The sequence below is a fragment of the Metabacillus bambusae genome (genome assembly GCF_017497975.1).
GTDB lineage: Bacteria > Bacillota > Bacilli > Bacillales > Bacillaceae > Metabacillus > Metabacillus bambusae.
Genome location: NZ_JAGDEL010000012.1, coordinates 37,994 through 59,978, shown reverse-complemented (window position 1 = coordinate 59,978; position 21,985 = coordinate 37,994). Strand labels below are relative to the sequence as shown.

The 21,985-nt window shown below is 35.7% G+C and carries 22 protein-coding genes; 7 read left to right on the top strand and 15 right to left on the bottom strand.

What is annotated here, in order from left to right; all coding sequences use genetic code 11:
• Positions 1 to 257: 257 nt before the first annotated feature.
• Complete coding sequence (locus I7822_RS16005) at positions 258 to 1,559, bottom strand: methyl-accepting chemotaxis protein (RefSeq protein ID WP_207979975.1); 1,302 nt, start codon at positions 1,557 to 1,559, stop codon at positions 258 to 260.
• A gap of 148 nt (positions 1,560 to 1,707) precedes the next feature.
• Positions 1,708 to 2,511 (bottom strand): RDD family protein, encoded by an 804-nt coding sequence (locus I7822_RS16000; RefSeq protein WP_207979973.1) that lies wholly within the window; start codon positions 2,509 to 2,511, stop codon positions 1,708 to 1,710.
• 122 nt (positions 2,512 to 2,633) lie between these two features.
• Between I7822_RS16000 and I7822_RS15995 the strand changes: the two genes are divergently transcribed.
• Complete coding sequence (locus tag I7822_RS15995; protein ID WP_207980221.1) at positions 2,634 to 3,620, top strand: stage II sporulation protein M; 987 nt, start codon at positions 2,634 to 2,636, stop codon at positions 3,618 to 3,620.
• 215 nt (positions 3,621 to 3,835) lie between these two features.
• Here I7822_RS15995 and I7822_RS15990 read toward each other — a convergent pair whose 3' ends face one another.
• The 7 genes from I7822_RS15990 to metK all read right to left on the bottom strand — a co-directional run bounded on the left by I7822_RS15990 (position 3,836) and on the right by metK (position 11,383).
• The gene (locus tag I7822_RS15990; protein WP_207979971.1) at positions 3,836 to 5,194 is read right to left on the bottom strand and encodes a DUF58 domain-containing protein; all 1,359 of its coding nucleotides are present in this window, start codon (positions 5,192 to 5,194) and stop codon (positions 3,836 to 3,838) included.
• Positions 5,145 to 6,074 (bottom strand): AAA family ATPase, encoded by a 930-nt coding sequence (locus I7822_RS15985; RefSeq protein WP_207979969.1) that lies wholly within the window; start codon positions 6,072 to 6,074, stop codon positions 5,145 to 5,147. The genes I7822_RS15990 and I7822_RS15985 overlap by 50 nt, the downstream gene beginning before the upstream one ends.
• Positions 6,037 to 7,209: a DUF4350 domain-containing protein gene (locus tag I7822_RS15980; RefSeq protein WP_243459498.1), complete on the bottom strand. Its 1,173-nt coding sequence runs from the start codon at positions 7,207 to 7,209 to the stop codon at positions 6,037 to 6,039. The genes I7822_RS15985 and I7822_RS15980 overlap by 38 nt, the downstream gene beginning before the upstream one ends.
• A gap of 27 nt (positions 7,210 to 7,236) precedes the next feature.
• Positions 7,237 to 7,887: a DUF4129 domain-containing protein gene (locus tag I7822_RS15975; protein WP_207979967.1), complete on the bottom strand. Its 651-nt coding sequence runs from the start codon at positions 7,885 to 7,887 to the stop codon at positions 7,237 to 7,239.
• Positions 7,888 to 8,039: 152 nt separating this feature from the next.
• Entirely contained in the window at positions 8,040 to 8,951 is a 912-nt protein-coding gene (locus I7822_RS15970) for a hypothetical protein (RefSeq protein WP_207979965.1), read from the bottom strand.
• A 261-nt stretch (positions 8,952 to 9,212) separates the two neighbouring features.
• On the bottom strand, positions 9,213 to 9,995 hold the full coding sequence (locus tag I7822_RS15965; protein ID WP_207979963.1) for a FixH family protein: 783 nt from the start codon (positions 9,993 to 9,995) through the stop codon (positions 9,213 to 9,215).
• A gap of 188 nt (positions 9,996 to 10,183) precedes the next feature.
• Positions 10,184 to 11,383 carry a methionine adenosyltransferase gene (gene metK / locus I7822_RS15960; protein WP_207979961.1) on the bottom strand — a complete coding sequence of 400 codons (1,200 nt, stop codon included), beginning with the start codon at positions 11,381 to 11,383 and terminating at the stop codon, positions 10,184 to 10,186.
• An 835-nt stretch (positions 11,384 to 12,218) separates the two neighbouring features.
• Here metK and pckA point away from each other — a divergent pair.
• Positions 12,219 to 13,802, top strand: coding sequence for a phosphoenolpyruvate carboxykinase (ATP) (gene pckA / locus I7822_RS15955; protein ID WP_207979959.1), 1,584 nt, complete (start codon positions 12,219 to 12,221; stop codon positions 13,800 to 13,802).
• A gap of 179 nt (positions 13,803 to 13,981) precedes the next feature.
• Here pckA and I7822_RS15950 read toward each other — a convergent pair whose 3' ends face one another.
• Positions 13,982 to 14,224: a DUF2584 domain-containing protein gene (locus I7822_RS15950; protein ID WP_066326386.1), complete on the bottom strand. Its 243-nt coding sequence runs from the start codon at positions 14,222 to 14,224 to the stop codon at positions 13,982 to 13,984.
• A gap of 71 nt (positions 14,225 to 14,295) precedes the next feature.
• The gene (locus I7822_RS15945; protein ID WP_207979957.1) at positions 14,296 to 15,075 is read right to left on the bottom strand and encodes an alpha/beta hydrolase family protein; all 780 of its coding nucleotides are present in this window, start codon (positions 15,073 to 15,075) and stop codon (positions 14,296 to 14,298) included.
• Between the two features lie 513 nt (positions 15,076 to 15,588).
• Here I7822_RS15945 and I7822_RS15940 point away from each other — a divergent pair.
• Genes I7822_RS15940 through I7822_RS15930 form a run of 3 tightly spaced genes read left to right on the top strand, consistent with a single transcriptional unit; the run spans position 15,589 to position 18,164 of the window.
• Positions 15,589 to 16,578, top strand: coding sequence for an ABC transporter substrate-binding protein (locus tag I7822_RS15940; protein ID WP_207979955.1), 990 nt, complete (start codon positions 15,589 to 15,591; stop codon positions 16,576 to 16,578).
• A 13-nt stretch (positions 16,579 to 16,591) separates the two neighbouring features.
• Positions 16,592 to 17,362 (top strand): ABC transporter ATP-binding protein, encoded by a 771-nt coding sequence (locus I7822_RS15935; protein ID WP_207979953.1) that lies wholly within the window; start codon positions 16,592 to 16,594, stop codon positions 17,360 to 17,362.
• Complete coding sequence (locus I7822_RS15930; protein ID WP_243459497.1) at positions 17,349 to 18,164, top strand: ABC transporter permease; 816 nt, start codon at positions 17,349 to 17,351, stop codon at positions 18,162 to 18,164. Before I7822_RS15935 ends, I7822_RS15930 begins: the two co-directional genes overlap by 14 nt.
• A 289-nt stretch (positions 18,165 to 18,453) precedes the next feature.
• Here I7822_RS15930 and ytkD read toward each other — a convergent pair whose 3' ends face one another.
• Together ytkD and I7822_RS15920 are read right to left on the bottom strand one after the other, a co-directional pair.
• A complete protein-coding gene (ytkD, locus tag I7822_RS15925) occupies positions 18,454 to 18,927 on the bottom strand; it encodes an RNA deprotection pyrophosphohydrolase (RefSeq protein WP_207979950.1) in 474 nt (157 codons plus the stop codon).
• 67 nt (positions 18,928 to 18,994) lie between these two features.
• Entirely contained in the window at positions 18,995 to 19,327 is a 333-nt protein-coding gene (locus I7822_RS15920; RefSeq protein ID WP_207979943.1) for a hydrolase, read from the bottom strand.
• 144 nt (positions 19,328 to 19,471) lie between these two features.
• Between I7822_RS15920 and I7822_RS15915 the strand changes: the two genes are divergently transcribed.
• Positions 19,472 to 19,696, top strand: a complete 225-nt coding sequence (locus I7822_RS15915; RefSeq protein ID WP_207979941.1) for a hypothetical protein — start codon at positions 19,472 to 19,474, stop codon at positions 19,694 to 19,696.
• A 244-nt stretch (positions 19,697 to 19,940) separates the two neighbouring features.
• On the opposite strand, the gene I7822_RS15910 is transcribed toward I7822_RS15915, so the two are convergent.
• The gene (locus tag I7822_RS15910; protein ID WP_207979939.1) at positions 19,941 to 20,381 is read right to left on the bottom strand and encodes a Dps family protein; all 441 of its coding nucleotides are present in this window, start codon (positions 20,379 to 20,381) and stop codon (positions 19,941 to 19,943) included.
• Positions 20,382 to 20,779: 398 nt separating this feature from the next.
• Here I7822_RS15910 and ytzI point away from each other — a divergent pair, with 398 nt between their 5' ends.
• Complete coding sequence (gene ytzI / locus I7822_RS15905; RefSeq protein WP_207979937.1) at positions 20,780 to 20,941, top strand: YtzI protein; 162 nt, start codon at positions 20,780 to 20,782, stop codon at positions 20,939 to 20,941.
• Between the two features lie 59 nt (positions 20,942 to 21,000).
• Here the strand turns inward: ytzI and I7822_RS15900 are convergent, their stop codons facing one another.
• Positions 21,001 to 21,969 carry a TIGR03943 family putative permease subunit gene (locus I7822_RS15900; RefSeq protein WP_207979935.1) on the bottom strand — a complete coding sequence of 323 codons (969 nt, stop codon included), beginning with the start codon at positions 21,967 to 21,969 and terminating at the stop codon, positions 21,001 to 21,003.
• Positions 21,970 to 21,985: the final 16 nt, after the last annotated feature.

Genomic DNA, 21,985 nt, shown 5'->3' with positions numbered 1-21,985 from the left:
TAACGGAACTATCAATAATTCAAGCATGATTATAGAACAAAAGCTCAGGGCGCCTTGAACTGCCTCGGGCAAATAAGAAGCTCATGAATTGAAGGTGTTTTTTACCTTCTATTCATGAGTGGCTTAGACCCAAGAGGGGCTAGGCGCTGGAGCTGGATGCCTAGCGCTTAGCCACAGTACTAGCATTTTATAATTTCCTAGACAATAAAAAAAGCAATGTGATTTCAGTTAAGAAACCCACTGCTTAATTAGGATTTTTATTCTACCATATATTTTTTAAGTGAATTATTTAAGTTTTCACTTAATGCAATTAATTTTTCTGATGAATGATTAATGGTCACTACCGCATTCACTTGTTCATCAACAGATGCTGTTATCTCTTCAGTTGATGCTGCAGTTTCTTCTGCAACTGCAGATATATTTTGGATCGAATCTAAAATGATATAACTATGATCTGAAACAGTTTCAATTTCTTTATTTAGTTTTGATATTCCTTCAATAATTTTTGAGATAGATGAAGAAATTTCATTAAATTCATTTTCTGTTGCTAATACACTTTGATTTAAGCCACTTGAAATCTCTGTTGTTTGAGACATCACAAGGACGGTTGATTCTGTTTCCTTTTCAATATTTTGAATCATTGTTTGGATTTGAGATGTAGCCTTATTTGTTTCTTCTGCAAGCTTTCGAACCTCTTCTGCTACTACCGCAAATCCTTTTCCATGTTCTCCAGCTCTTGCAGCTTCAATACTAGCATTTAAAGCCAATAGATTTGTCTGTTTTGAAATATTATCAATCGTTGTCACAATTCCGGAAATTTGATGTACACTTTGATAAAGGGTAGTTATCCCTAAACTAATTTGATCTAAAATGTTTGCGTTCTCTTTGTTGGATACTTGCAAGCCATTCATACTATCCTTACCTGCTTGAACAGCATTTACACAACCCTCTGTTAATTGGATAATAGCATTGCTTCCTTCTGTCATGTTGGTGATATTTGCTTGTAAATCACTTGCTTTTTGGCTTGTGGATTCAATATCGGAAGCCTGTGATACTGATCCTTTTGAAATCTCATTTAGGGCATTTCCTATTTCTTCACTAGTAGTTGTTGTTTGCTCAGTTAAAGCTGAGAGCTCATAAGATGAAGTGGAAATGGAATGACTTGTGTCTTTTAAATCGTGAACTAAAGCTCTAAAGTCATCATTTATCTTATTTAATGATATTGCAAGTAAACCGAATTCATCTTTTCCTTCTTTTAAAGGGTTTACAAAAAAACGACCTGCTGAAATTTCAGATGAAGCAATTAGGATCTGATTTAATACTTTTAACTTTCTATGGACGAAAAAGTAAAACACTGACAAGCAAACGATCGTAATAACAGCTGGTATACCTAACAAACTCCACAATAAATCTTGCAATTCTTGAATTTGCCCAATAGTATTTTTCACAATAATATAGCTAAGAAGTCCAATCGTACTCGTAAGTACTACTACTAAAATAGCAAGACAAATTTGAAACTTCACTGAAATCTTTTCATAAAACTTCATCTCTTTTTTCATTTTGTAACCCCCACAGTTTTATGTCTTTACCTATTACATCGGATATGAGGGTACAAATGTTAACTTTTTCACTCATAAAAATCAAAATAAAATTAGTAAATACAGAAAAATTCGATAATAGTCCCTTTAGCCTTATAAATAGTTTCGTTTATAGTTCAAACTCCCATTCTTCTTGCAAAAGCAAATAGAGAATAAATAATGTGTTTTCTACTTCTTCATTTGTCTTTCCATCTTTTTCAATTCCAATTTTCGGGAACAGAATGTCTGCCATTTCGTTAGTTAGTTGCTCTCTCCCCGCTAACGGGAGTTGTAAAATTCGATTACAATACGTTTTAACTAAGTTCCATTCTTTTGGACCTAACGCTCGAAACGCCCATTCTTCAACCACAAGGTCTTTTTTAGTAAGTCCCCTTATTTCGATTTCCCTTTCTAATGCAGAAACCTTCCGTTTTTTCTTCGCTTTTCTTTCATGGACAACAATTGTGCCTGCAACAAGGTCACCAACTCTTTTATTTTTAGCATGGAAAAAAATCATCAATATACCAATCAGGTAATTTGCGGGTAAAGAATCGATAATCCTTAATAAATTACGGATAAAACTAGATAAAATTGTTATGCTGTGGCCATTTTCTTGGATTACTCTTATGCCAATTATCCTTTTACCAAGCGTTTTCCCTCCTGAGAAGTATTCGAGGACAAAAAAGTAGCCCCAATTTAAAATAAAAAGGATAATAATTGTGATAGCAATCGGGAATGACATAAATTCAGTCATAAAGAATAAACGATCTAGATCATATAAAAAGAGAAATAGTCCCAATATAATTAAAATATTAATTGTCATTAAGATTAATTGGTCAATGATAAATGCCGCCGTTCTACTTCCTAGACCTGCTGACTGAAATTGAAGCGATACAAATTCAGGAGTTTTAATATCCACTTGTTCTTGGTCCATCTTGGTCACTCATTTCATGGTTAATTTTTCCTGTAGTTGTTTCTATTTTTCTAGAAAATTACTATAATATAAAGTGAACTTATATCATGCTAAAAATACGGTTAGATGAAGAAGGTGTCAAAATGAATGTAAAGCAATTTGTAAAACAACATCGCGATGATTGGACACAGCTAGAACAATTAGTAACTATCTTACATAAAAAACGGCGATCTATGACTAGTGAAGATATAAATCGATTTCATCGCCTCTATCAAAAAGCTGCACAACATCTTTCTTACAGTCAAACTTATTTTCCAAAAGAGGATGTCACGGCATACTTAAATGGACTTGTTTCGAAAGCACATAATCTTTTGTATAAGGATCAAATCACAAGCTTTAAACAACTTCATCACTTCTTTAGTACAACATTCATTAGGTTACTTTTGGAACAATGGAAGTTTGTCATTGTAGCGATGATTTTGTTTATTGTTGGTGCTTTAGGTAGCTATTTTGCGATATTGAATGATTCACTACATCTTTACTCTGTCCTGCCTGCAGATATTGCTCAAGGTGTTGACCCAGAGCAATTAGGTAAGGGTCATGAAGCCGTTGACTCTCCATTAATGTCAGCTACAATTATGACAAACAATATCCAAGTCGCAATTTTAGCATTTGCTGGTGGTGTTACATTTGGATTATTAACTGTTTATTTATTAATTTATAATGGCATCATCATCGGTGCGCTTGCAGCATTGTTTTGGCAGCATGGAAAGGCTTATGATTTTTGGGCGTATATCGTTCCCCATGGCATGATTGAACTTACTGCAATTTTCATTGCAGGTGGCGCCGGTTTATTGATGGGCTATAAGCTTTTTGTTCCAGGAGCTTATTCAAGAGGCTACCAATTAAAGCAACAAGCAAAGCGTTCTGTCCAACTATTACTTGGTACTCTACCGTTATTTGTGATTGCCGGTATAATTGAAGGATTTATCACTCCTGCAGCAATTTCATTAGAAGTAAAATATATCGTTGCATTCTTAACTGTTATTGGATTGCTCCTTTACATTATGATCGGAAAACTCCTTCTTGATAAGAAAAGCGCAAATGCACGTTTAGCGACGATGAGATGAAGGAAACACGAAGGGCACGAGCGTTCGATGTTGATTAACGTATGAAGTTCATTTCTACTTTAGTACTAGAGCAAAACAATATGAAAAGTGCAAGATCCTTATCCAGATTCAATTAGCTTAGGACACTCATGACTTGAAGCTGTTCTTTCTTCAAATCATGAGTATTAGTTGATTAATATTTCCTGGATAATAGAGCAAGCATTTTTTCTTACTCTTTAAAGGAGCCCACGATTCATCACATCAATATAATAAGAAACTGCTGCTATCGCAAGTTTTTCTTCACGAGCCTCTATCATCTGGAGGCCCTGAGCCTCCCACTTGATTTTTTCACGTTTTTTTAGAAGCATATGCTGCTGGGCAATACTTTTCATCATCGCATTTTGTACTGTTACTGGCTTCTCTCTTATTTTATATAACAGCATCTTGTCCTCAATCCCGATCATTAAAAATAGATGCCGCTGTCTGAGTCTTTTCAAATAGGTTAGTGCACTCTCTTCATGAAGAAAGGTTTGAACATCACTAAATAATAAAATAAGGCTCCGTTTCTTTTGAACTGTTTGTAAATAAGTTAGAACAGCTGCATAATTAGACTCTGCTGCATCTACCTCCAAATGATAGATAGCCTGCAAAACTGTTTGTAAATGGGCCATTCCCTTACCTGGTGGAACATAGACTTTTACATTCTTTGAAAAGGCTAGAACGGAAACATAATCACCTTTTTTTAATGCTGCTGCTGTTACCGTTAAAGCTGCTTCTAACACCCTTTCTAATCTGTTACCCTTTGAGAGCTCCGCGCCCATCATTCTCCCACAATCAATTAATACGGTCATATATTTTCCATGTTCTGGTTCATATTCATTAGCCATGACCTCTTGTAGCTTAGCTGTTTGACGCCAGTTAATTTTTCTCGGATCATCACCGATAGCAAAACTTCTAATCTTCGTAAATTCTCCGGAACCACTTTGATGTTTTCGAATTTTCATTCCTTCATATAATAAAAATTGCTGTGCATTTTCTAAATAGTTCCTTGTTTCTGTTAAATCAGGAATCACTTTTACTGTATCATTTAAGACTAAAGTCGTTTGCTTTTCCCACAAACCTAAGAGACTCTTATACCGAAAATAAAGTTTGTAGATGTCATATTTCCCTCTAATTTGGGCAATGGTCTCATATGTCACAACCGATATTGTTTCTTTATAAACCGTTCCATGTATAGGAAACGCCTTTTGAAAGGATTGAGGAATTCCGTCTACAAGCCGAAAGTTCATTTGATATGGAGAATTGTTCGTTATTTTAATTTGAACTTCATTTGAAAGTCCTCTCTCTATTTCAGTAGGGATCGAACGTTTAATAATCAGTTGATTTTTTTTCGGTGAAAGCAGTAAGTCTAGTAAACTTATGAAAAAGACAATGAGATTGAGCAGAATGACTACTGTCCATGAAATCTCCCAAGTAGTTCCGATCAACAATCCGAGCGTCAGAATTAGGAAAATGAATTGTAATCGCTTTGTAGGTAAGATCCCCCTATCTTGGAACAGGAATCGCCCCCACAAGCTCTTCAATGATTTGGTCAACGGTTGCTCCCTCCAATTCTATATGTGGGGATAATTGAATTCGATGCCTTAATCCAGGTTTAGCAACCATCTTAATATCATCAGGTGTGACATAATCTCGACCAGATAAATAAGCCCAGGCCTTCCCAGCTTTCCCAATCGATATTCCCGCCCTAGTACTTGCACCAAAACGTATTGAATCAGATTCCCTTGTCTTTCGAACGAGCTGCATCAGATAGTCTAGTACACTATCACTGATCGTTACCTGTTCAATTTCCTTTTTTATCGCTAAAAATGTTTCAATGTCTAACACTTGCCCCACCTGATTTGCACCAAAGCTATCTTCAAGAACATGTTTTAGCACACTTTTTTCTTCATCAAACGAGGGGAAGTCAATGTGAAGCTTAAATAAAAAACGATCCTGTTGTGCCTCAGGTAATGGATAGGTCCCTTCAAACTCAATTGGATTTTGGGTAGCTACAACAAAAAATACATCTGACAATTGATAGGTTTCACCCTGAATCGTTACTTGCTTTTCTTCCATTGCTTCAAGGAGTGCAGCCTGTGTTTTTGCTGGTGTACGGTTAATTTCATCTGCTAATAATATATTTGTAAAAATCGGGCCCTTTAAGGTTTGAAATGTACTATCCTTCATATTATAAATGGTGCTACCTGTAATATCACTTGGAAGTAAATCAGGTGTAAACTGAATACGTGTAAATGTCCCACCTAAAAGACTAGCAAGCGTTTTAACCATTTGTGTTTTACCTGTTCCTGGAACACCTTCTAGCAAAACATGTCCCCCTGCTAAAATCGAAGATAACAATAGTTTAAGATTTATACTTTGTCCGATTATTCTTTGTTCATAACTCTCTAGTAGGGATGCCAATTGTGTGTTCATTATCCTCCACCTCTTTCCTTAATTGATCTAGCTTTTTCGACCATACTAAGTAATCCTGCTTGGTTACTTTTTCTTTCATTAACACCTTTGTTAACTCTACTACGAAAGAATTAACTTCCAATTCAGGAATTTTATTCAATCTTTTTTCGAGGTATATGTCTATATCTTCCCATTCCTTACTATATGGAATGCCCCAGCGTTCCTGCAAAAGTAGTTTTACATAATCTGCTTGTATATGGAGTGAATCTTTATAATGATATCCTCTCATATACCAAGCAGCCAATGCCTTTATTCTTTCATCACTATAACGGACTGTTTCTTCTCTTGGTACAAGCAGAGGTCCAAAGCGTTTTCCTTGATACCAAAGGAATAAACAAGTAAGGATGATCCCTTGAAATAGGAAAAGAATAAACCATCTTGGATACACGTTCAGAATTGATGAAGCATCTTGCTTACCATGTAAGTATTCATCAAATAGTACTGTTTGAGAATTAACTTCATTAAAAAGAGTAAGTAGGAGCGGGAGATGATCATCTTTTAAAATGTTTCCATTTGTTATCCATTTAGGAGAATTTGCAACAATTAATTGGCCGTCTCCATAGGCTCGTTTTAATGCAATAGTACCTTTGTTTTCACTTTGTAATAAAATATCATCATGCTCATCTGCTTCTAGAATCACGGGAGATTCTATTACCGCATTGTAGATATGCTCATTTTGATCGGTTATGTTATGTAATGATGTCACTCCATCTTCAGTAAAGATAATTCTTTGGTCAAACATCCCTTTAGGGTTTACCTTTAATAATAGAATCGTGTTTCCTGCTTCCATAAATTGTTCATAAGCTTCCATCTCTTCAGAATTAGGTATGATGGCAGGCTCAATCATTACTAATAATTGACTTTCATCAGCTTTTGGTAATAGATTAGGTGGATGTGACCATCTGTTAACTAAATCCATTTCATTTTCTACATATGTATAAAAAGCTTTTATCCCAGTAGGAGATGGAGATTGTGTATCATATTGTGGGTAATTCTTTGGTTCACCCGTTACAATATAATAACTACTTAACATTAAGATGAGAACAAGAATCGGAAGCCATATCCACTTCCTTCGAGTTGATGTTGAATTTTGCAAAATTCATTTCCCCCTCCTTTCTCCCTATCATTTGCGGTTATCTTTCCTTAGTTCTTCATCCTCAATTAACCACTTCATTGCTTCATTTTTGAACTGAATATACTCATCTTTAGAGATGACGCGCTTCCCGTACGTTACTTCATCAAAAATAAGCGCTAGATGATAAAACTGACTTGCCCATTGTTGATTTACTTTTTTAAGTTCATCGTAATACTCCCAATTTGTTTTCCAAATTCTTGCTTTTAACAATTCCTTTTCATGAAAATAAAGGAGCAGCGCTAAAAACATATGACGTGTTGAAGTTGTATAATCATTTAATGCTTCAAGCTTATTTGCTTCAGCTAAGTGTTTATGATATGACCAATGCATTTCATTTATTGTTTGAAGCGGCTTGTTTTGACGAAGTGTTTTCCGTCGTTTTCCATTTCGAACAAGTATAAATATTAATAGAAGCAAAAGAATACTAAAAATGATGATGATGATTGTTAAAGTTGTTCCTGCAAAATTCTTTGATGGTTCTAGAGAAGGAAACATATCCGCTAACAGATCTGCAAACCATTCTTTCACTTGATTCCACCAAGTCTCGAGTAGTCCTGCAGAATCGTTTTGATAAATCTGATACTCTCTGCCCTTTAAAATCTCTTGGAGGTCTTCTCTTGCTTTCTCCTCATTAAGCATACAACTCCTCCTATTTCGCACGAACTTCTAGTGAAGAGTCATAGATATGAACTATTGTCGTGTGCGAAGTCAAATATATTCCTTGTATCGTTTAAGATAAAATTTCAATAGATAATGGTTCTAAAAAGTAATCTACAAAGGTTGTAAACTACCTATATCTCTTTATAATCCTCTATCATTTCTTTTAAATCGTCAGCATCATGTCTTATTTTTAAATCAAAATACATAACAGCATAACCTACAGAGAAAATCATCGTTGTAAATAAGCTTACAACATTCACAATCATTGTTAATAACACGCTATATCCTAGAAATGCTCCAAATGAAAGTTCTACGGCAGCACTAATACTACTAATAATGAGTGAAAAAATAATGTAGAGGCCTAGTAAAACCCATGTACGCTTACTTGTTAATCGCCAACTTCTCGAAAAACCGGGAGTACCTTCTTGAAGGACAACTGAACAAAAATAGAAGCTCCAACGGGTTAATAAATAGGCAACTCCAACAGCAAATCCGAGAAATAGTAAAATAGCTAATAAAATACCTACTACAGGATTGGTTGTTGCTCCTATGAAGCCAGCCAGACTGACAACAATTATTGGAACAATTACTAATCCAAATACAATAAGTCCAAATAGAATACTACTGCCTAGGATCGGCCAAAAACGTGTAAATGCTTTTTTAATGACAGAACCAACTGTATATTCTTCATTTTTTCTAATATGATTTACAGCAAATAAAATAGCTGCCTGAGCTACTGGAAATAAAATGAAACCAACAAGTGCTATAACAATGAACCCGATATCAGCTCCCAAGCTACTTGAACTTGTGTATGCTGTTTCATCAAGACGTGAAATCATTCGTTCATACCAAACACTTCCCGTACCACCTTCCCTAAAAAAGCTTGTTCCTGCAACCATTAGAATAATTGCTTCTAATACATAAATAGGTCCAATTAAGAGGAGTAAAATCATAAAAAAGTCAGAAAAGCGATTTTTACTTAATCGAAATGTATGATCCAGAATTTCTCCGAATCCTTTCGGTTTATTAAACTGTGTGTTCACTTTTGTTTTCCTCCCTAAAAATAGTTCAAAATTTTGCTAATATGAACTATTTTATCATTATTTTAGTTGATATCGAGTGAAGAAATTGTAAATCCTGACAATTTTCCGTGTTTAGTTAACCACAAAAAAAGAAGGCATGCAATTAAGCAAACGCCTTCTTTCAAATTTATTAACTAATTTCATTTTTATGCATGTCCTATGTGTTTCATGATTCGTTAGAGGTCAAGTGAATGGACCTTTATCATGCGACCAGCCTACCTCTTATTGAACCTCAACCGAAGTCTCAATATGGTCATGAACCTCTCCTTTTTCAACATGAACGACTATCTTATACATACCATCTTTTTCAAATTGATAGGAAGATGTGTACATACCTTTAGTCGATGCTTCTTCTGCATCAATATACTTATGTTCTTCTTCTCCATCCCTCCAAATTTCAAATCTCACCGTGGCATCAGAAAATGGTTGATCCCCATCTTGAATTGTTGTTGATAACTGCTCCTCGACATTTACCTTAAAACCCGTTAAATCATCTACAGTGATCGTTACACTACTATGTTGGTGCCCCGCTTCTGTCTGTTCATGATGCTGGTGCTCATTCTCACTTTCTTTTTCATCATTCTTATCAGTAATCGTTGCTGCTGAGCCTTCTCCTACCTGAATTTCTAATGTTGGCATCGTATGATAACTTTCTACATTTGTATGTGCGGTTATTTTGTATGTCCCATCTTCCTTAAATTGATAATTAATTCCATATGTACCTGTTTCAATTAGTTTTGCTTCAATTTTTTCTGAAACATCATCTAGTTTTATCTCAAACGTTACCTCTGCATTATCCACTAGGTCTTCTCCATAATATACTTTTGCAGCAATTGGTACTTCTTCATTTTTATTAACATGTTTATTAGCAATAATTTCAACCTTTGGTGCTTTTACTTCCTCTTCAGAAGCAACTTGATGTTCTTGATGATTTTCTGATTCTTGACATCCACTCAAAACAAAAGAAAGGAAAATGAAGGAGCAAGTGATTATTCCATTTTTCATATTGTATAACCTCCAAATCGTCACTCATACTATGATATATCATGACTAACATTATTTGATACGTTTTCTTTAATGCTTCAATATTTATTCACATTTAGAAGAAAAAATATTCACTTACTAAGGCTTATACACTGCTATATAAAAAGGTCTGATGCAATATGCATCAGACCCTTTTCTTCTTTTATAAATTATTGATTTAGAGCTTCTTTACTTAACGCTTCAGCTTTGTCTGTTCTTTCCCATGGAAGATCTAGATCATTACGACCGAAGTGTCCATATGCAGCAGTTTGCTTATATATCGGACGGCGTAGATTAAGCATTTTTATAATACCTGCTGGACGTAGATCAAAGTTGTTACTTACAACATCTACTAAAACTTCTTCCGATACTTTTCCAGTTCCGAATGTATCAACTGAAATAGATACAGGTTGAGCAACACCAATTGCATATGCTAATTGAACTTCACATTTATCAGCTAATCCAGAAGCTACAATATTTTTCGCTACATAACGAGCAGCATAAGCCGCAGATCGGTCAACTTTTGTAGCATCCTTACCAGAGAATGCACCACCACCGTGACGTGCATAACCACCGTACGTATCAACGATAATTTTACGTCCAGTTAAACCAGCATCTCCTTGAGGTCCTCCAATAACGAAGCGACCAGTTGGGTTAATGAAATACTTTGTATTTTCATCAATTAATTCTGCAGGCACAACTGGGTTAATAACATGCTCTTTTAAGTTACGCTGAATTTGTTCTAATGAAATTTCTGGGTGATGCTGAGTAGAAATAACGATAGTATCAATACGAACTGGTTTATTATTTTCATCATATTCCACCGTAACTTGTGTTTTACCGTCAGGACGTAAGTAAGGAAGAATATCTTCTTTACGCACTTCTGTTAAACGACGAGAAAGTTTGTGAGCTAATGAAATTGGCAGTGGCATTAATTCCTTTGTTTCATTACATGCAAATCCAAACATTAGACCTTGGTCTCCTGCACCGATTGCATCAATTTCCTCATCAGACATTTGACCTTCACGAGCTTCAAGTGCTTGGTCAACACCCATAGCGATATCGGCTGATTGCTCATCAATTGAAGTTAGAACTGCACAAGTTTCTGCATCAAAACCATATTTAGCTCGTGTATAGCCAATACCTTTAATTGTTTCACGAACAATTTTTGGGATATCAACGTATGTAGTTGTTGTAATTTCCCCAGCAACTAAAACTAAGCCTGTCGTAACAGACGTTTCACACGCTACACGTGCATTTGGATCTTTTTCAATAATTGCATCAAGGATTGAATCTGAAATTTGGTCACAAATCTTATCTGGATGGCCTTCTGTTACAGACTCAGAAGTAAATAGACGTTTTTTAGTCATGTTAAAGTTTCCTCCTCATACTCATGTTCAAATTGATCCGGAACTCTTCCTTTTACCTAAAAGAATCACGCTGGCATGTTTTATGAACAGAATTATTATGTACCTCTACCACATGCTTGTCCTAGTAAAAACTCTAATGAAGAAGATACACTTATTTTCTGTTATCAAAAAAACCTTTCCCTAAATGAGGAAAGGTTTGTTATCGTTCATAGCCTTTCGCTCTTATCGATCAAGGGCTTTCGCCTTGCATCAGGTTAGCACCTTTGCGTCGGAAAATGTCATTGGGAGTTTGCACCTCTAACATAAGAACCACCTATAGATATTTTTTGCCTTAACCATGTTTCACATGTCTTCTTCTTTAGAAAACACAAGATGAAGCAAAATGCGTTCTGCTTCATAACGTGCTACTCTTTGATAGGGCAAAAAACTGCTAAATAATAGTATCTCTATAATTAGGGGCGTAATCGCCGCTTTCCTTTGATAGCAGGTTGCTGGGTTTCATAGGGCCTGTCCCTCCACCAGCTCGGGATAAGAGAATCCGTTCAAGGACATATCATAGCGCACTAGGGTAATGGTGTCAACAAAAAATCAACAAGTTATCAGAGATTATTCCCTATTAAATTTCATGATTAATCTATTCATTAGTCTTACCCATTTTTTAAACATATTATTAAACTTCTTTTGAAGTATGAAATTACATTCTAAACTTTTAAAAAAAAAACACACACGATTAGTATGTTCAATTAAATATAATGTGTTATACTATTTAAAACTAAGTCAGAATATTGTAATATATCTTTATACGTTAATTTTTGCGAAAAGGATGGTAATTGGGATGAATATTGCGGAGATGACAAATGAATTAGCACAGTTGCTTAAAGGGGATAATGCAAGACATAATTTATCAGTTGCTCAACTTGTGGAAAAAGTACTTAAACGCAAGGAGGGAATTTTAACCTCAACTGGTGCAATACGAGCAACTACTGGAGCATATACTGGCAGGTCTCCAAAAGACAAATTTATCGTGAAAGAAAGTTCTATCGAAAATAAAATTGATTGGGGAATTGTTAATCAACCTATTTTAGAGGCTGACTTTGATAAGCTTTATAGTAAAATGATCAACTATTTAAAGGAAAGAGAAGAACTATACATTTTCAATGGTTTTGCCGGTGCAGATAAACGCTATCAATTGCCTCTTCAAGTCATAAATGAATATGCTTGGCATAATTTATTCGCACAGCAGCTTTTTATTAAAGACAATGAAAAAGCGATTACAAATGAGAAGCCTTTTACTATTCTTTGTGCACCACATTTTAAGGCGGATCCTGCTGTTGATGGTACAAATTCTGAAACATTTATTATTATTTCATTTGAAAAGAGAACAATTTTAATCGGTGGGACTGAATACGCTGGTGAAATGAAAAAATCTGTCTTTTCAGTTATGAACTTTTTGTTACCAGAAAACAATATTCTTTCAATGCATTGTTCAGCAAATGTTGGTTTTGAAGGTGATGTTGCTCTATTTTTCGGTTTATCTGGAACTGGAAAAACAACCTTGTCTGCTGATCCTAACAGACGCTTAATCGGTGACGATGAGCATGGCTGGTCTACTTCAGGCATCTTTAATATTGAAGGCGGTTGCTATGCAAAATGTATTAATTTAACGGAAGAAAAAGAGCCCCAAATTTTCAATGCCATTCGCTATGGTGCTGTTTTAGAAAACGTTGTTGTTGATAATGAAACTCGTGAAGCTGATTATGATAATTCCTTTTTCACTGAGAATACAAGGGCTGCATATTCGTTAGATGCTATCGATAAGGTTATTACACCAAGTATAGCAGGACATCCACAAGCAATTGTATTTTTAACTGCAGATGCATTTGGGGTTCTTCCTCCGATTAGTAAGTTAACGAGAGAACAAGCAATGTACCATTTTTTGAGCGGTTATACTAGTAAGCTAGCAGGAACTGAGCGAGGAATTACCGCTCCTGAGGCAACCTTTTCAACTTGCTTCGGTTCACCATTCTTACCATTACAAGCCACTCGCTATGCCAACATGCTCGGACAAAAAATTGATGAACATGAAGTTCAAGTATTTTTAGTCAATACTGGCTGGACCGGCGGTGAATATGGGGTAGGAAATCGGATAAAGTTACAATATACAAGAGCAATGGTTCAAGCTGCCATTGAAGGGGATCTTGATCATATTGAGACAGTAACCGATGAAGTATTCGGCCTCAACATTCCGATACACGTTCCAGGTGTTCCTGATGATAAGTTGCAGCCGCATCTTACTTGGAGCTCTAAGGAAGCTTATGAAAAGAAAGCAAAAGAGCTAGCTGCACAGTTTAAGAAAAACTTTGAAAAATTTGCACATGTCTCTCCTGAAATCCAACAATTTGGTGGACCTATAGGATAAAAGAAATGGAGGCTGACTCAAAAGCTAATGAGTCAGCCCCCTTTTATTAAAAGAGATATTAAAAACTAAAAATTATGATATTGTAATAACTTTTTCAAACTCCACTTCTGCATCAATTTAAATACAAATAAACCAGGTGAAAAGCTAATCCATTTTCACCTGGTTTGTCTTTTGTCTAATTAATTCGTTGAATTTAGGGCGACCAACCGATATGTTACAACTGTTTTATTTTCATGAAGCTGAAGTTTTTCTACAATAGCCTCTCCAGCAATTTCTCCATCCTTCGTTTTTCTAACCTCTATCGGAATATCAATCGGATATATTCTATATCCTTCTTTCGTTAAAAGAAAAATATTTTCTTCCATACGTTGTTCTTTTCCTTTTGTTACAATCATTGTATTGAATTCAACAGGCATTCCCAAAAGAAAACCTCCTTATTGTCACATTTCATTTTATTTTATTTTACCACCTTGTCCAGACAAGAAAAACTAATTTATTGTTTTTTCATCCACGAACATAGTCTATATAGTGTTTCACGGTTTATTTTAGGAGGAAAATAATGAGTGAATTCTTTAAAATACCAGCTTTCAACTTGTTTATTTAATTCCTTCAATCTTTTTTCAAGCCTGTATGCATGCTCAACAGAGACATTTTTATCCTTAACTCCGTGTATAATTAATACAGGTGGATTCATTTTTTCTAATTCGTACAAAGGTGTTCTCCACAAATATCGATTCGGAAATTTTGTTGGTGTACCTCCAATAACTCTTTTCATCATTCGACGTAAATCCTCACGCTCAATATATGTTAAAAACATATCAGAGACTCCACCCCATGTTACAACAGAACGTACATTTTCAGCTAAAATACCAGTTAATAATGCCATCACACCACCTCTTGAAAATCCAAAAACATGGATACGATGGGAATGCACATTTGGATGACTTTTTAAAAGTTCGATTGCTGAGATGGCATCATAACGATCATCTCCAGCAAAGTCTTCATTTCCTTCACCACCTTGATTACCTCTATAAAATGGTGCCATGACGATAAAGCCTTCTGAGGCGAACTGAATTATTCGTCCTACCCTTACCGTACCAACATTTTTAATCCCACCTCGCAGATATAATAATCCATCATAGCACCCAGGGGTAGTCGGCTCTGCCAAAAGTCCTTTTACTTTTAAATGATTTGAAAGATAGGTCACCATCCAAAGTCGAATGCTTGGATTTGGAGATGGATATTTTACCTTACTAAGTATTTCGCCATTCATCTACTGTTCACTCTTTCTGTCGCAAATTCATCGATATTTAATAACATACCCTATTTCTTAACGTTACTAAAGGCTGTTTTCGCAAACTTGTTGCAATTTACCAAGTAGTGCGGTGTGGTTGATTGCAGCGAGAGATGCTCGCTTTCCGCGGGGCGGGCGGTGAGCAACGCTGCATGAGTCCCACTTGTCCCGCTGCTCCCGCAGGAGTCTCGCAATCCGCTCCAATCAACCTTAAATAGTTTTCGTTTTAAAAGCAACGATCTCTTAGAAAAGAACCTTACTATAAGAATTTTGGGCATTCACACATTTTCTTGAAATTCATAAATTATCCTAAGTTCATCACTTTCACTAATTATACTCAAACAAAGACTAGAGTATTTTCATCATGTATAGAAAAGCTTAGATCTCCTACTAGCTTAAGCTCTAGTTTTTCTGCAACTATCGTCTATTTTTTAATTAAGTTCCGGTGAAAGTAAAAATTTTAAGATGCTGTGCATCTAGGAGGTTTACAACATGAAAAAATGGCTGCTATTAGTTATTCTTCCGCTTATTATTGTTTTACCACTTTCAGCATGTAATCAACAAAAGACTGAAAAAATTAAACTTGCTGAAGTTACACATTCCATTTTTTATGCGCCTTTATATGTCGCGATGGCAGAAGGATTTTTCGAAGAGGAAGGCCTTGATGTCGAATTAACGACAACATGGGGTGGAGATAAAACGATGACTGCCCTTCTCTCGGATGGAGCAGATATTGCATTAGTTGGTTCTGAAACATCGATTTACGTTCATGCACAAGGGTCAAGTGATTCTGTAATAAATTTTGCTCAACTTACACAAACAGATGGCACCTTCCTTGTAAGTCGTGAAAAAATAGACAATTTTGAATGGGGTCAATTAAAAGATAGTACGTTTTTAGGACAAAGAAAAGGTGGAATGCCACAAATGGTTGGTGAATTTGTCTTAAAACAACATGATATTGATCCAAAAACTGATCTAGAGCTTATTCAAAATATTGATTTTGCCAACATCCCAAGTGCATTTGCTTCAGGTACTGGTGATTTTGTTCAATTATTTGAACCAACAGCTAGTATCTTTGAAAAAGAAGGCACTGGTCATATTGTTGCTTCCTTTGGAACAGAGTCCGGTAAAGTTCCTTATACAACATTTATGAGCAAGGAGAGCTTTTTAAAAGAAAATGAAAGTTCAGCTAGAAAATTTACAGCAGCAATATATAAAGCACAGCAATGGGTACAAGAAAAAAGTTCAGCAGAGATTGCTAAATCAATTGCCCCGCAATTTGAGGATACAGAGCTTGAGCTCATTGAAACGGTTGTGGAACGTTACAAGGAACAAGGCTCCTTTGCAACAGATCCTATCCTAGATGTAAACGAATGGGATAATCTACAAAATATTATGGATGAGGCTGGAGAGCTACCAACACGAATTGACCATGACACACTAGTGAATACCACATATGCAGAAGAAGTGGTAGAAAAATAAGGAGGATTATTTCATGTCATTCTTATCAGTAGAACATGTTCATCATGTTTATTTTTCAAGGGATTCAGCAACTGTTGCCCTTGAAGATGTAAAACTAAATGTAGAGGAAGGGGAGTTTGTCTCCTTTCTTGGCCCTAGTGGCTGTGGAAAAACAACTCTTTTATCAATCATTGCTGGTCTTATTAAGCCAGTGGAAGGTACAGTAACTATCGCTAATAAAATCATTACAAAACCTGATTCAATTATTGGCTATATGCTGCAGCAGGATTATCTTTTCCCTTGGAAAACAATCGAAGAAAATGTCACTTTAGGGCTAAAAATAATTGGACAAAAAACAACTGAAAATAAACAAAAAACGTTAGCTCTTTTAAAAGAGATGGGTCTTGAAAATGTTGAAAATCAATATCCCAGTCAATTATCAGGCGGTATGAGGCAAAGAGCAGCACTAGTTCGAACATTAGCAACAAATCCAAAAATACTTTTACTTGATGAGCCCTTTTCAGCATTGGATTATCAAACAAAGCTAAGACTTGAGGATTTGGTTGTACAAACGTTAAAAGATTATAAGAAAACAGCACTCCTCGTCACACATGACATTGGCGAAGCAATTGCGATGAGTGATCGTATTTATGTATTCTCCGCTAAGCCAGGAAGGATCAACCGGACATATTTGATACCAAAGGAACTGAGAGAACTAGCACCGTTTTATGCTAGACAACACCCTTCGTTTTCATGTCTATTTCAACAAATATGGAAGGAGTTGGATCAGTTTGAAACCGAATGAAACCATTGATTTCCTTCACAAAAATTACAAACGTGGTCTTGAAAAAGAAAAGAAATGGATACGATTTTATCAAATCCTCATTTTTGTCTGTTTCTTTGGCTTATGGGAAATTGCGGGTCGTAGAGAATGGATTGATCCGTTATTGTTTAGTTCACCCTCTAAGATATGGAATCTATTTGTGACAAAACTAAATGACGGTACCCTTCTCTCACATTTAGGAATCACTCTATTTGAAACAGTTTTAGGTTTTATATTGGGCACATTACTTGGTGCATTACTTGCTACATTGTTATGGTGGTCTGCTCGGCTTTCAAAAATTTTAGATCCTTATCTCGTTATTCTAAATGCAATGCCAAAGGTAGCACTTGGTCCTATTTTGATTGTTGCTTTAGGACCAGGGTTTATATCCATTATCGCAATGGGTACAATTATATCCGTTATAATTACAACAATTGTTGTGTTCACATCGTTTAAAGAGGTTGATTCTAATTATTTAAAGGTACTCAAAACTTTTGACGCATCTAAAATGCAGCTTTTTAAAGAGGCAGTACTTCCAGCATCATTTCCAACAATAGTATCAACCTTAAAAGTGAATGTTGGATTGTCGTGGGTAGGGGTCATTGTTGGAGAATTTCTTGTTTCTGCAAAAGGACTTGGCTATATGATTATATATGGCTTTCAAGTATTTAATTTTACGTTAGTCCTTTTAAGTCTTCTCATCATTGCGTTTTTTGCAACGATTATGTACCAAGGTGTAGAGCTTTTAGAAAGACACTTTGTTAAGACCGAAAAAAAAGGCTGACTTAGGGCAGTCCCTCAATTTCAATTTGAGGGTCAGTCGTAGGTCAGTCCTTATTTTTATTTTTGGTTATTTTCTCAAACTTTGTTGCTATTTACCAAGTTGTGCGGTTTGGTTGATTGCAGCGAGAGATGCTCGCTTTCCGCGGGGCGGGCGATGATCCTCCTCGGCGTAAACGCCTGCATGAGTCTCACCTGTCCCGCTACTCCCGCAGGAGTCTAGCAATCCGTTCCACTCAACATAAATAGTTTTCGTTTTAAAAGCAACAACCTCAGAAAAAAGAGCCTTATTTTCACATTTTAAATCTCTTCTTAACTTCTTTAAGACTTCTTTTCAATACTTCATCCTTCATTATGAAGCTATACCTTCTGTCCTTTTGTACACCTTCTGGAATTTCTTTCATAAGAACAGGACCGTAGGTCTCAAAATAACCTTCCTGTTCTATAAGCTCACTTATCGTTGCATAATAAATATTTTTCACAATAATCTTTTCTTTTCCCATAACCTTGTATTGACCTATATATTCAATGGTTTTAACAATGCCGCCAGTTTCTTCTTTTACTTCTCTAATAGCAGCTTCATTTGCTGTTTCGTTTAATTCGACCTTTCCCCCTGGAAACTCAAATCCTCGGTCTGAATGCTTTGTTAATAACCATTGATCTTCATACCGACAAACAACCCAGACATGCTTAGGGTTAGCTGCAAAAGGATGGTCTTCAAATGATAATTGTACTTCATTGTGATAATAATCGATAAACCGATACATAATATATCCCTCAATTTTTTCCTAATCTATTCAAATCTTATCACAATGTTTTATCTCTGTATAAGGTTTATTCTCGTTCTTCTATTCTTGAAATGAGTCCTTGTGTACGAATATGCTCTTTCGCCTCCTCATCACCAAGCTCATAAATCATTTTATAAATAAGCTTATTTGCATCATCAATCGCATCATTTTCACGATCATAATGATATTGAACATATGGTGTATGAGCACGATAAAAACCTTTTATATCTGAAGAATAAACCTGATCGAAATATTGACGTAGTTTAATGATCTCATCGTCAGTTGCTTCAATTTTAAAATCCCAAGGAGATACCGTACTAAATTGAGAAATCTCTCCATTGGCAACTGTAATATAATATGGTTTCTTTGAATTTTCCATGATTACAACTCCTTATATAATCCTTCGCTTATTTTTTGCTCATAGTCTTTTATTTATTCAAATTTAGTTAGTTGTGAATAGTTTAATGATTTCATGCAGAAAGTAAAAAGAACTTCTATAAGAAAGTGTAAATAACGGAGGTTAATGAAAAAGATGAAACATGACTTTTTTAAACATCCAGAAATAAGTAGATTTCGAGCAGATGATGAGGACGTAAATGCATATGTACAATCAATTATTAGAAATACAAATAAGCAGGAAATCCTTTCATGGATCAACCATTTATCAGATCATGATTTACATTCCTTAATCACTCCCTACATAACTGATAAAATGACTGAGGAATTGACTGAGGAAGAACTTTCATAAAGTATTATCTATTAATAACTTGCAGATTTCTTTCTGTATCCAATCACAAAAGGTGAAATCACGAAGATTCCACCTTTATTTTAGTATCAGAATTTATAACTTTTCTACTCAGTTTTGGTGTCTAGCTCCAGCGCCTAGACCCTCGGGGTCATAAGCCACTCAGGAATTGAAGACAAAGAACGTCTTCTATTCCTGAGCGTCTTTTGCCTGTCGGGTCTGTTCAAGGCGCTTGCGCTTTTCTTAGTTATTTTCCTAGGAATGACTTCAGCATCCAATTATGTTTCTCTAAACCTTGATGGATGGCTAATAGCATATCTCCCGTTGTTTCATCGCCTACCTCAGCAGCAAGCTCCATACCTTCTTTTAATTCCTCGGCAAGTAAGGCGAAATCATCATGTACACTTTGAACCATTTGTTTTGCTGTTTCTTTTCCCTCTGCCTCTTTTATAGAGGAAAGCTCCAGACATTCTTTCATTGTCGCAACTGGAGCACCTTCTAGGGCTAATAATCTTTCAGCTAATTCATCAATATGAATGGCTGCTTCATTGTAAAACTCTTCAAACTTTTCATGAAGTGTAAAGAAATTTTCTCCTTTTACAAACCAGTGGTAATTATGTAGTTTTACGTAAAGTACTGTCCAATTCGCTACTTGTTTATTTACTGTACTTATCAATTTTTCTGACATTAAAACTCCTCCTTTTAATCTTGTACGTTCATTACCCTATATAGCTTTCACCAAAACAATTTATTTTATCTGACTATCTTTTTCTTAATCGTTGATATTCTTCATGTTAAAATAAAAGAACACTAAAAAATGTTCGATTGTTCTTTTTAGAAGGCTGACTCGCCAAACTTTGTTGCTATTAACCAAGTAAAGCGGTATGGTTGATTGCAGCGAGAGATGCTCGCTTTCCGCGGGGCGGGCGGTGAGCCTTCTCGTCGTAAACGCCTGCATGAGTCTCACCTGTCCCGCTGCTCTAAGCAGGAGTCTCGCAATCTGTTCCAATCAACCTGAATTAGTTTTTGTTTTAAAAGCAACAATCTCATAGAAAAGAGCCTTTTAGAAACATTGGAGGAGTATACATGAAAACTATCTTTATCATTTGTATTATTATTGTCATTGTTGTTCTTTTACTAAGTGTTTTAACAACTAGTAAAGCTTATCAATATAAGCATACAGTTGATCCGATTAAAAAACCTGATGAACTACCATCAAACGAAAAGGTTACTGAAAAGGATACATAATGAGATAAATAGAAAAAAGCACGGAACCCGTGCTTTTTTCATTTAAACTATATTTTCTTTTAATAACTTTCATACACATATGGCTCATCAGGCTGCTCAACTGTTTCAACTGTCGTTACCTTAACATAGGGGAGTGTCCAATCTTGATATTTGATTGTGGTCAATGTCCCTTTTATTTTGATCCATTGATCATCACCATATTGTTTCGCTTCATGAAATGTTGCTAGTGTACCATAAACTGATGCATCGGCTACACAACACGAAAGACCAAATCTTGCGATAACAAATTGATCTTCTTTAAAATTATCCTCTCGATAAACAAAGCCCATGATTTCTACTGTTTTCCCAACAAATTTTTCTGGGTTTTCATCAAGAATTGATGTCATTGCGATATAATTCTCTTCTGTTAGTGTAATGGTGTCCTTTTTTAGCATTTCATTTTCTAAATGTTGATAATAATCCTCAGGTGGTGCTTGTAGCTCAAATCCTTCAGGGTGTTCAAGAGGTACATCAGGAAGATTTGAAGAGTTTGCAACCTTGTCACCGACCCGCTCGTCTAATTCTTCCATATATGCTTCTGGATCATTTAAATAGGCTTCAGCTTTTTCAGTTGATCCACCCTTCTTCTCTATAGACTGCTCTTCGTCTGCAGTCATTGATTTAAACCCACGTTTTGCCGCAACAGAGCTATCTAATACAACCTCTGGGAACAAAAAACCAGTGATTATCGGTATAATAAATACTAAATAAACGAAAAACGAGCGAAACGGAAATTGTGATGATGAATGATCGACCCCACAATTACAAGAAAGTTCTGCTTCTTTCTTCGATCCACTTCTCCAGATTTGCATGACCCCTAGCAATAAGAAAACAACCATCGCAAAATAGATGAAGGGCAGCATTTTCGGAGCAATAAAGTTGGTCATGTTTCCTGTCAAAACAAGCTTCAACATTAACAATGTAAACCCGACTAAAATAATCCCGCGTAAATAAAGATGAAAACGATTCTGATCGTTATGCTTTTCCATTTCTTCCCCCACCCTT

Excerpts from the sequence above, each read along its gene's own strand:
- I7822_RS15920 (WP_207979943.1), bottom strand. The coding sequence starts at position 19,327 with ATGGAAAATTCAAAGAAACCATATTATATTACAGTTGCCAATGGAGAG.
- I7822_RS16005 (WP_207979975.1), bottom strand. The coding sequence starts at position 1,559 with ATGAAAAAAGAGATGAAGTTTTATGAAAAGATTTCAGTGAAGTTTCAA.
- I7822_RS16000 (WP_207979973.1), bottom strand. The coding sequence starts at position 2,511 with ATGGACCAAGAACAAGTGGATATTAAAACTCCTGAATTTGTATCGCTT.
- ytzI (WP_207979937.1), top strand. The coding sequence starts at position 20,780 with ATGAAAACTATCTTTATCATTTGTATTATTATTGTCATTGTTGTTCTT.
- ytkD (WP_207979950.1), bottom strand. The coding sequence starts at position 18,927 with ATGTATCGGTTTATCGATTATTATCACAATGAAGTACAATTATCATTT.
- I7822_RS15935 (WP_207979953.1), top strand. The coding sequence starts at position 16,592 with ATGTCATTCTTATCAGTAGAACATGTTCATCATGTTTATTTTTCAAGG.
- I7822_RS15940 (WP_207979955.1), top strand. The coding sequence starts at position 15,589 with ATGAAAAAATGGCTGCTATTAGTTATTCTTCCGCTTATTATTGTTTTA.
- I7822_RS15945 (WP_207979957.1), bottom strand. The coding sequence starts at position 15,075 with ATGAATGGCGAAATACTTAGTAAGGTAAAATATCCATCTCCAAATCCA.
- I7822_RS15910 (WP_207979939.1), bottom strand. The coding sequence starts at position 20,381 with ATGTCAGAAAAATTGATAAGTACAGTAAATAAACAAGTAGCGAATTGG.
- I7822_RS15975 (WP_207979967.1), bottom strand. The coding sequence starts at position 7,887 with ATGCTTAATGAGGAGAAAGCAAGAGAAGACCTCCAAGAGATTTTAAAG.
- I7822_RS15985 (WP_207979969.1), bottom strand. The coding sequence starts at position 6,074 with ATGAACACACAATTGGCATCCCTACTAGAGAGTTATGAACAAAGAATA.
- I7822_RS15915 (WP_207979941.1), top strand. The coding sequence starts at position 19,472 with ATGAAAAAGATGAAACATGACTTTTTTAAACATCCAGAAATAAGTAGA.
- I7822_RS15900 (WP_207979935.1), bottom strand. The coding sequence starts at position 21,969 with ATGGAAAAGCATAACGATCAGAATCGTTTTCATCTTTATTTACGCGGG.
- I7822_RS15965 (WP_207979963.1), bottom strand. The coding sequence starts at position 9,995 with ATGAAAAATGGAATAATCACTTGCTCCTTCATTTTCCTTTCTTTTGTT.
- I7822_RS15995 (WP_207980221.1), top strand. The coding sequence starts at position 2,634 with ATGAATGTAAAGCAATTTGTAAAACAACATCGCGATGATTGGACACAG.
- metK (WP_207979961.1), bottom strand. The coding sequence starts at position 11,383 with ATGACTAAAAAACGTCTATTTACTTCTGAGTCTGTAACAGAAGGCCAT.
- pckA (WP_207979959.1), top strand. The coding sequence starts at position 12,219 with ATGAATATTGCGGAGATGACAAATGAATTAGCACAGTTGCTTAAAGGG.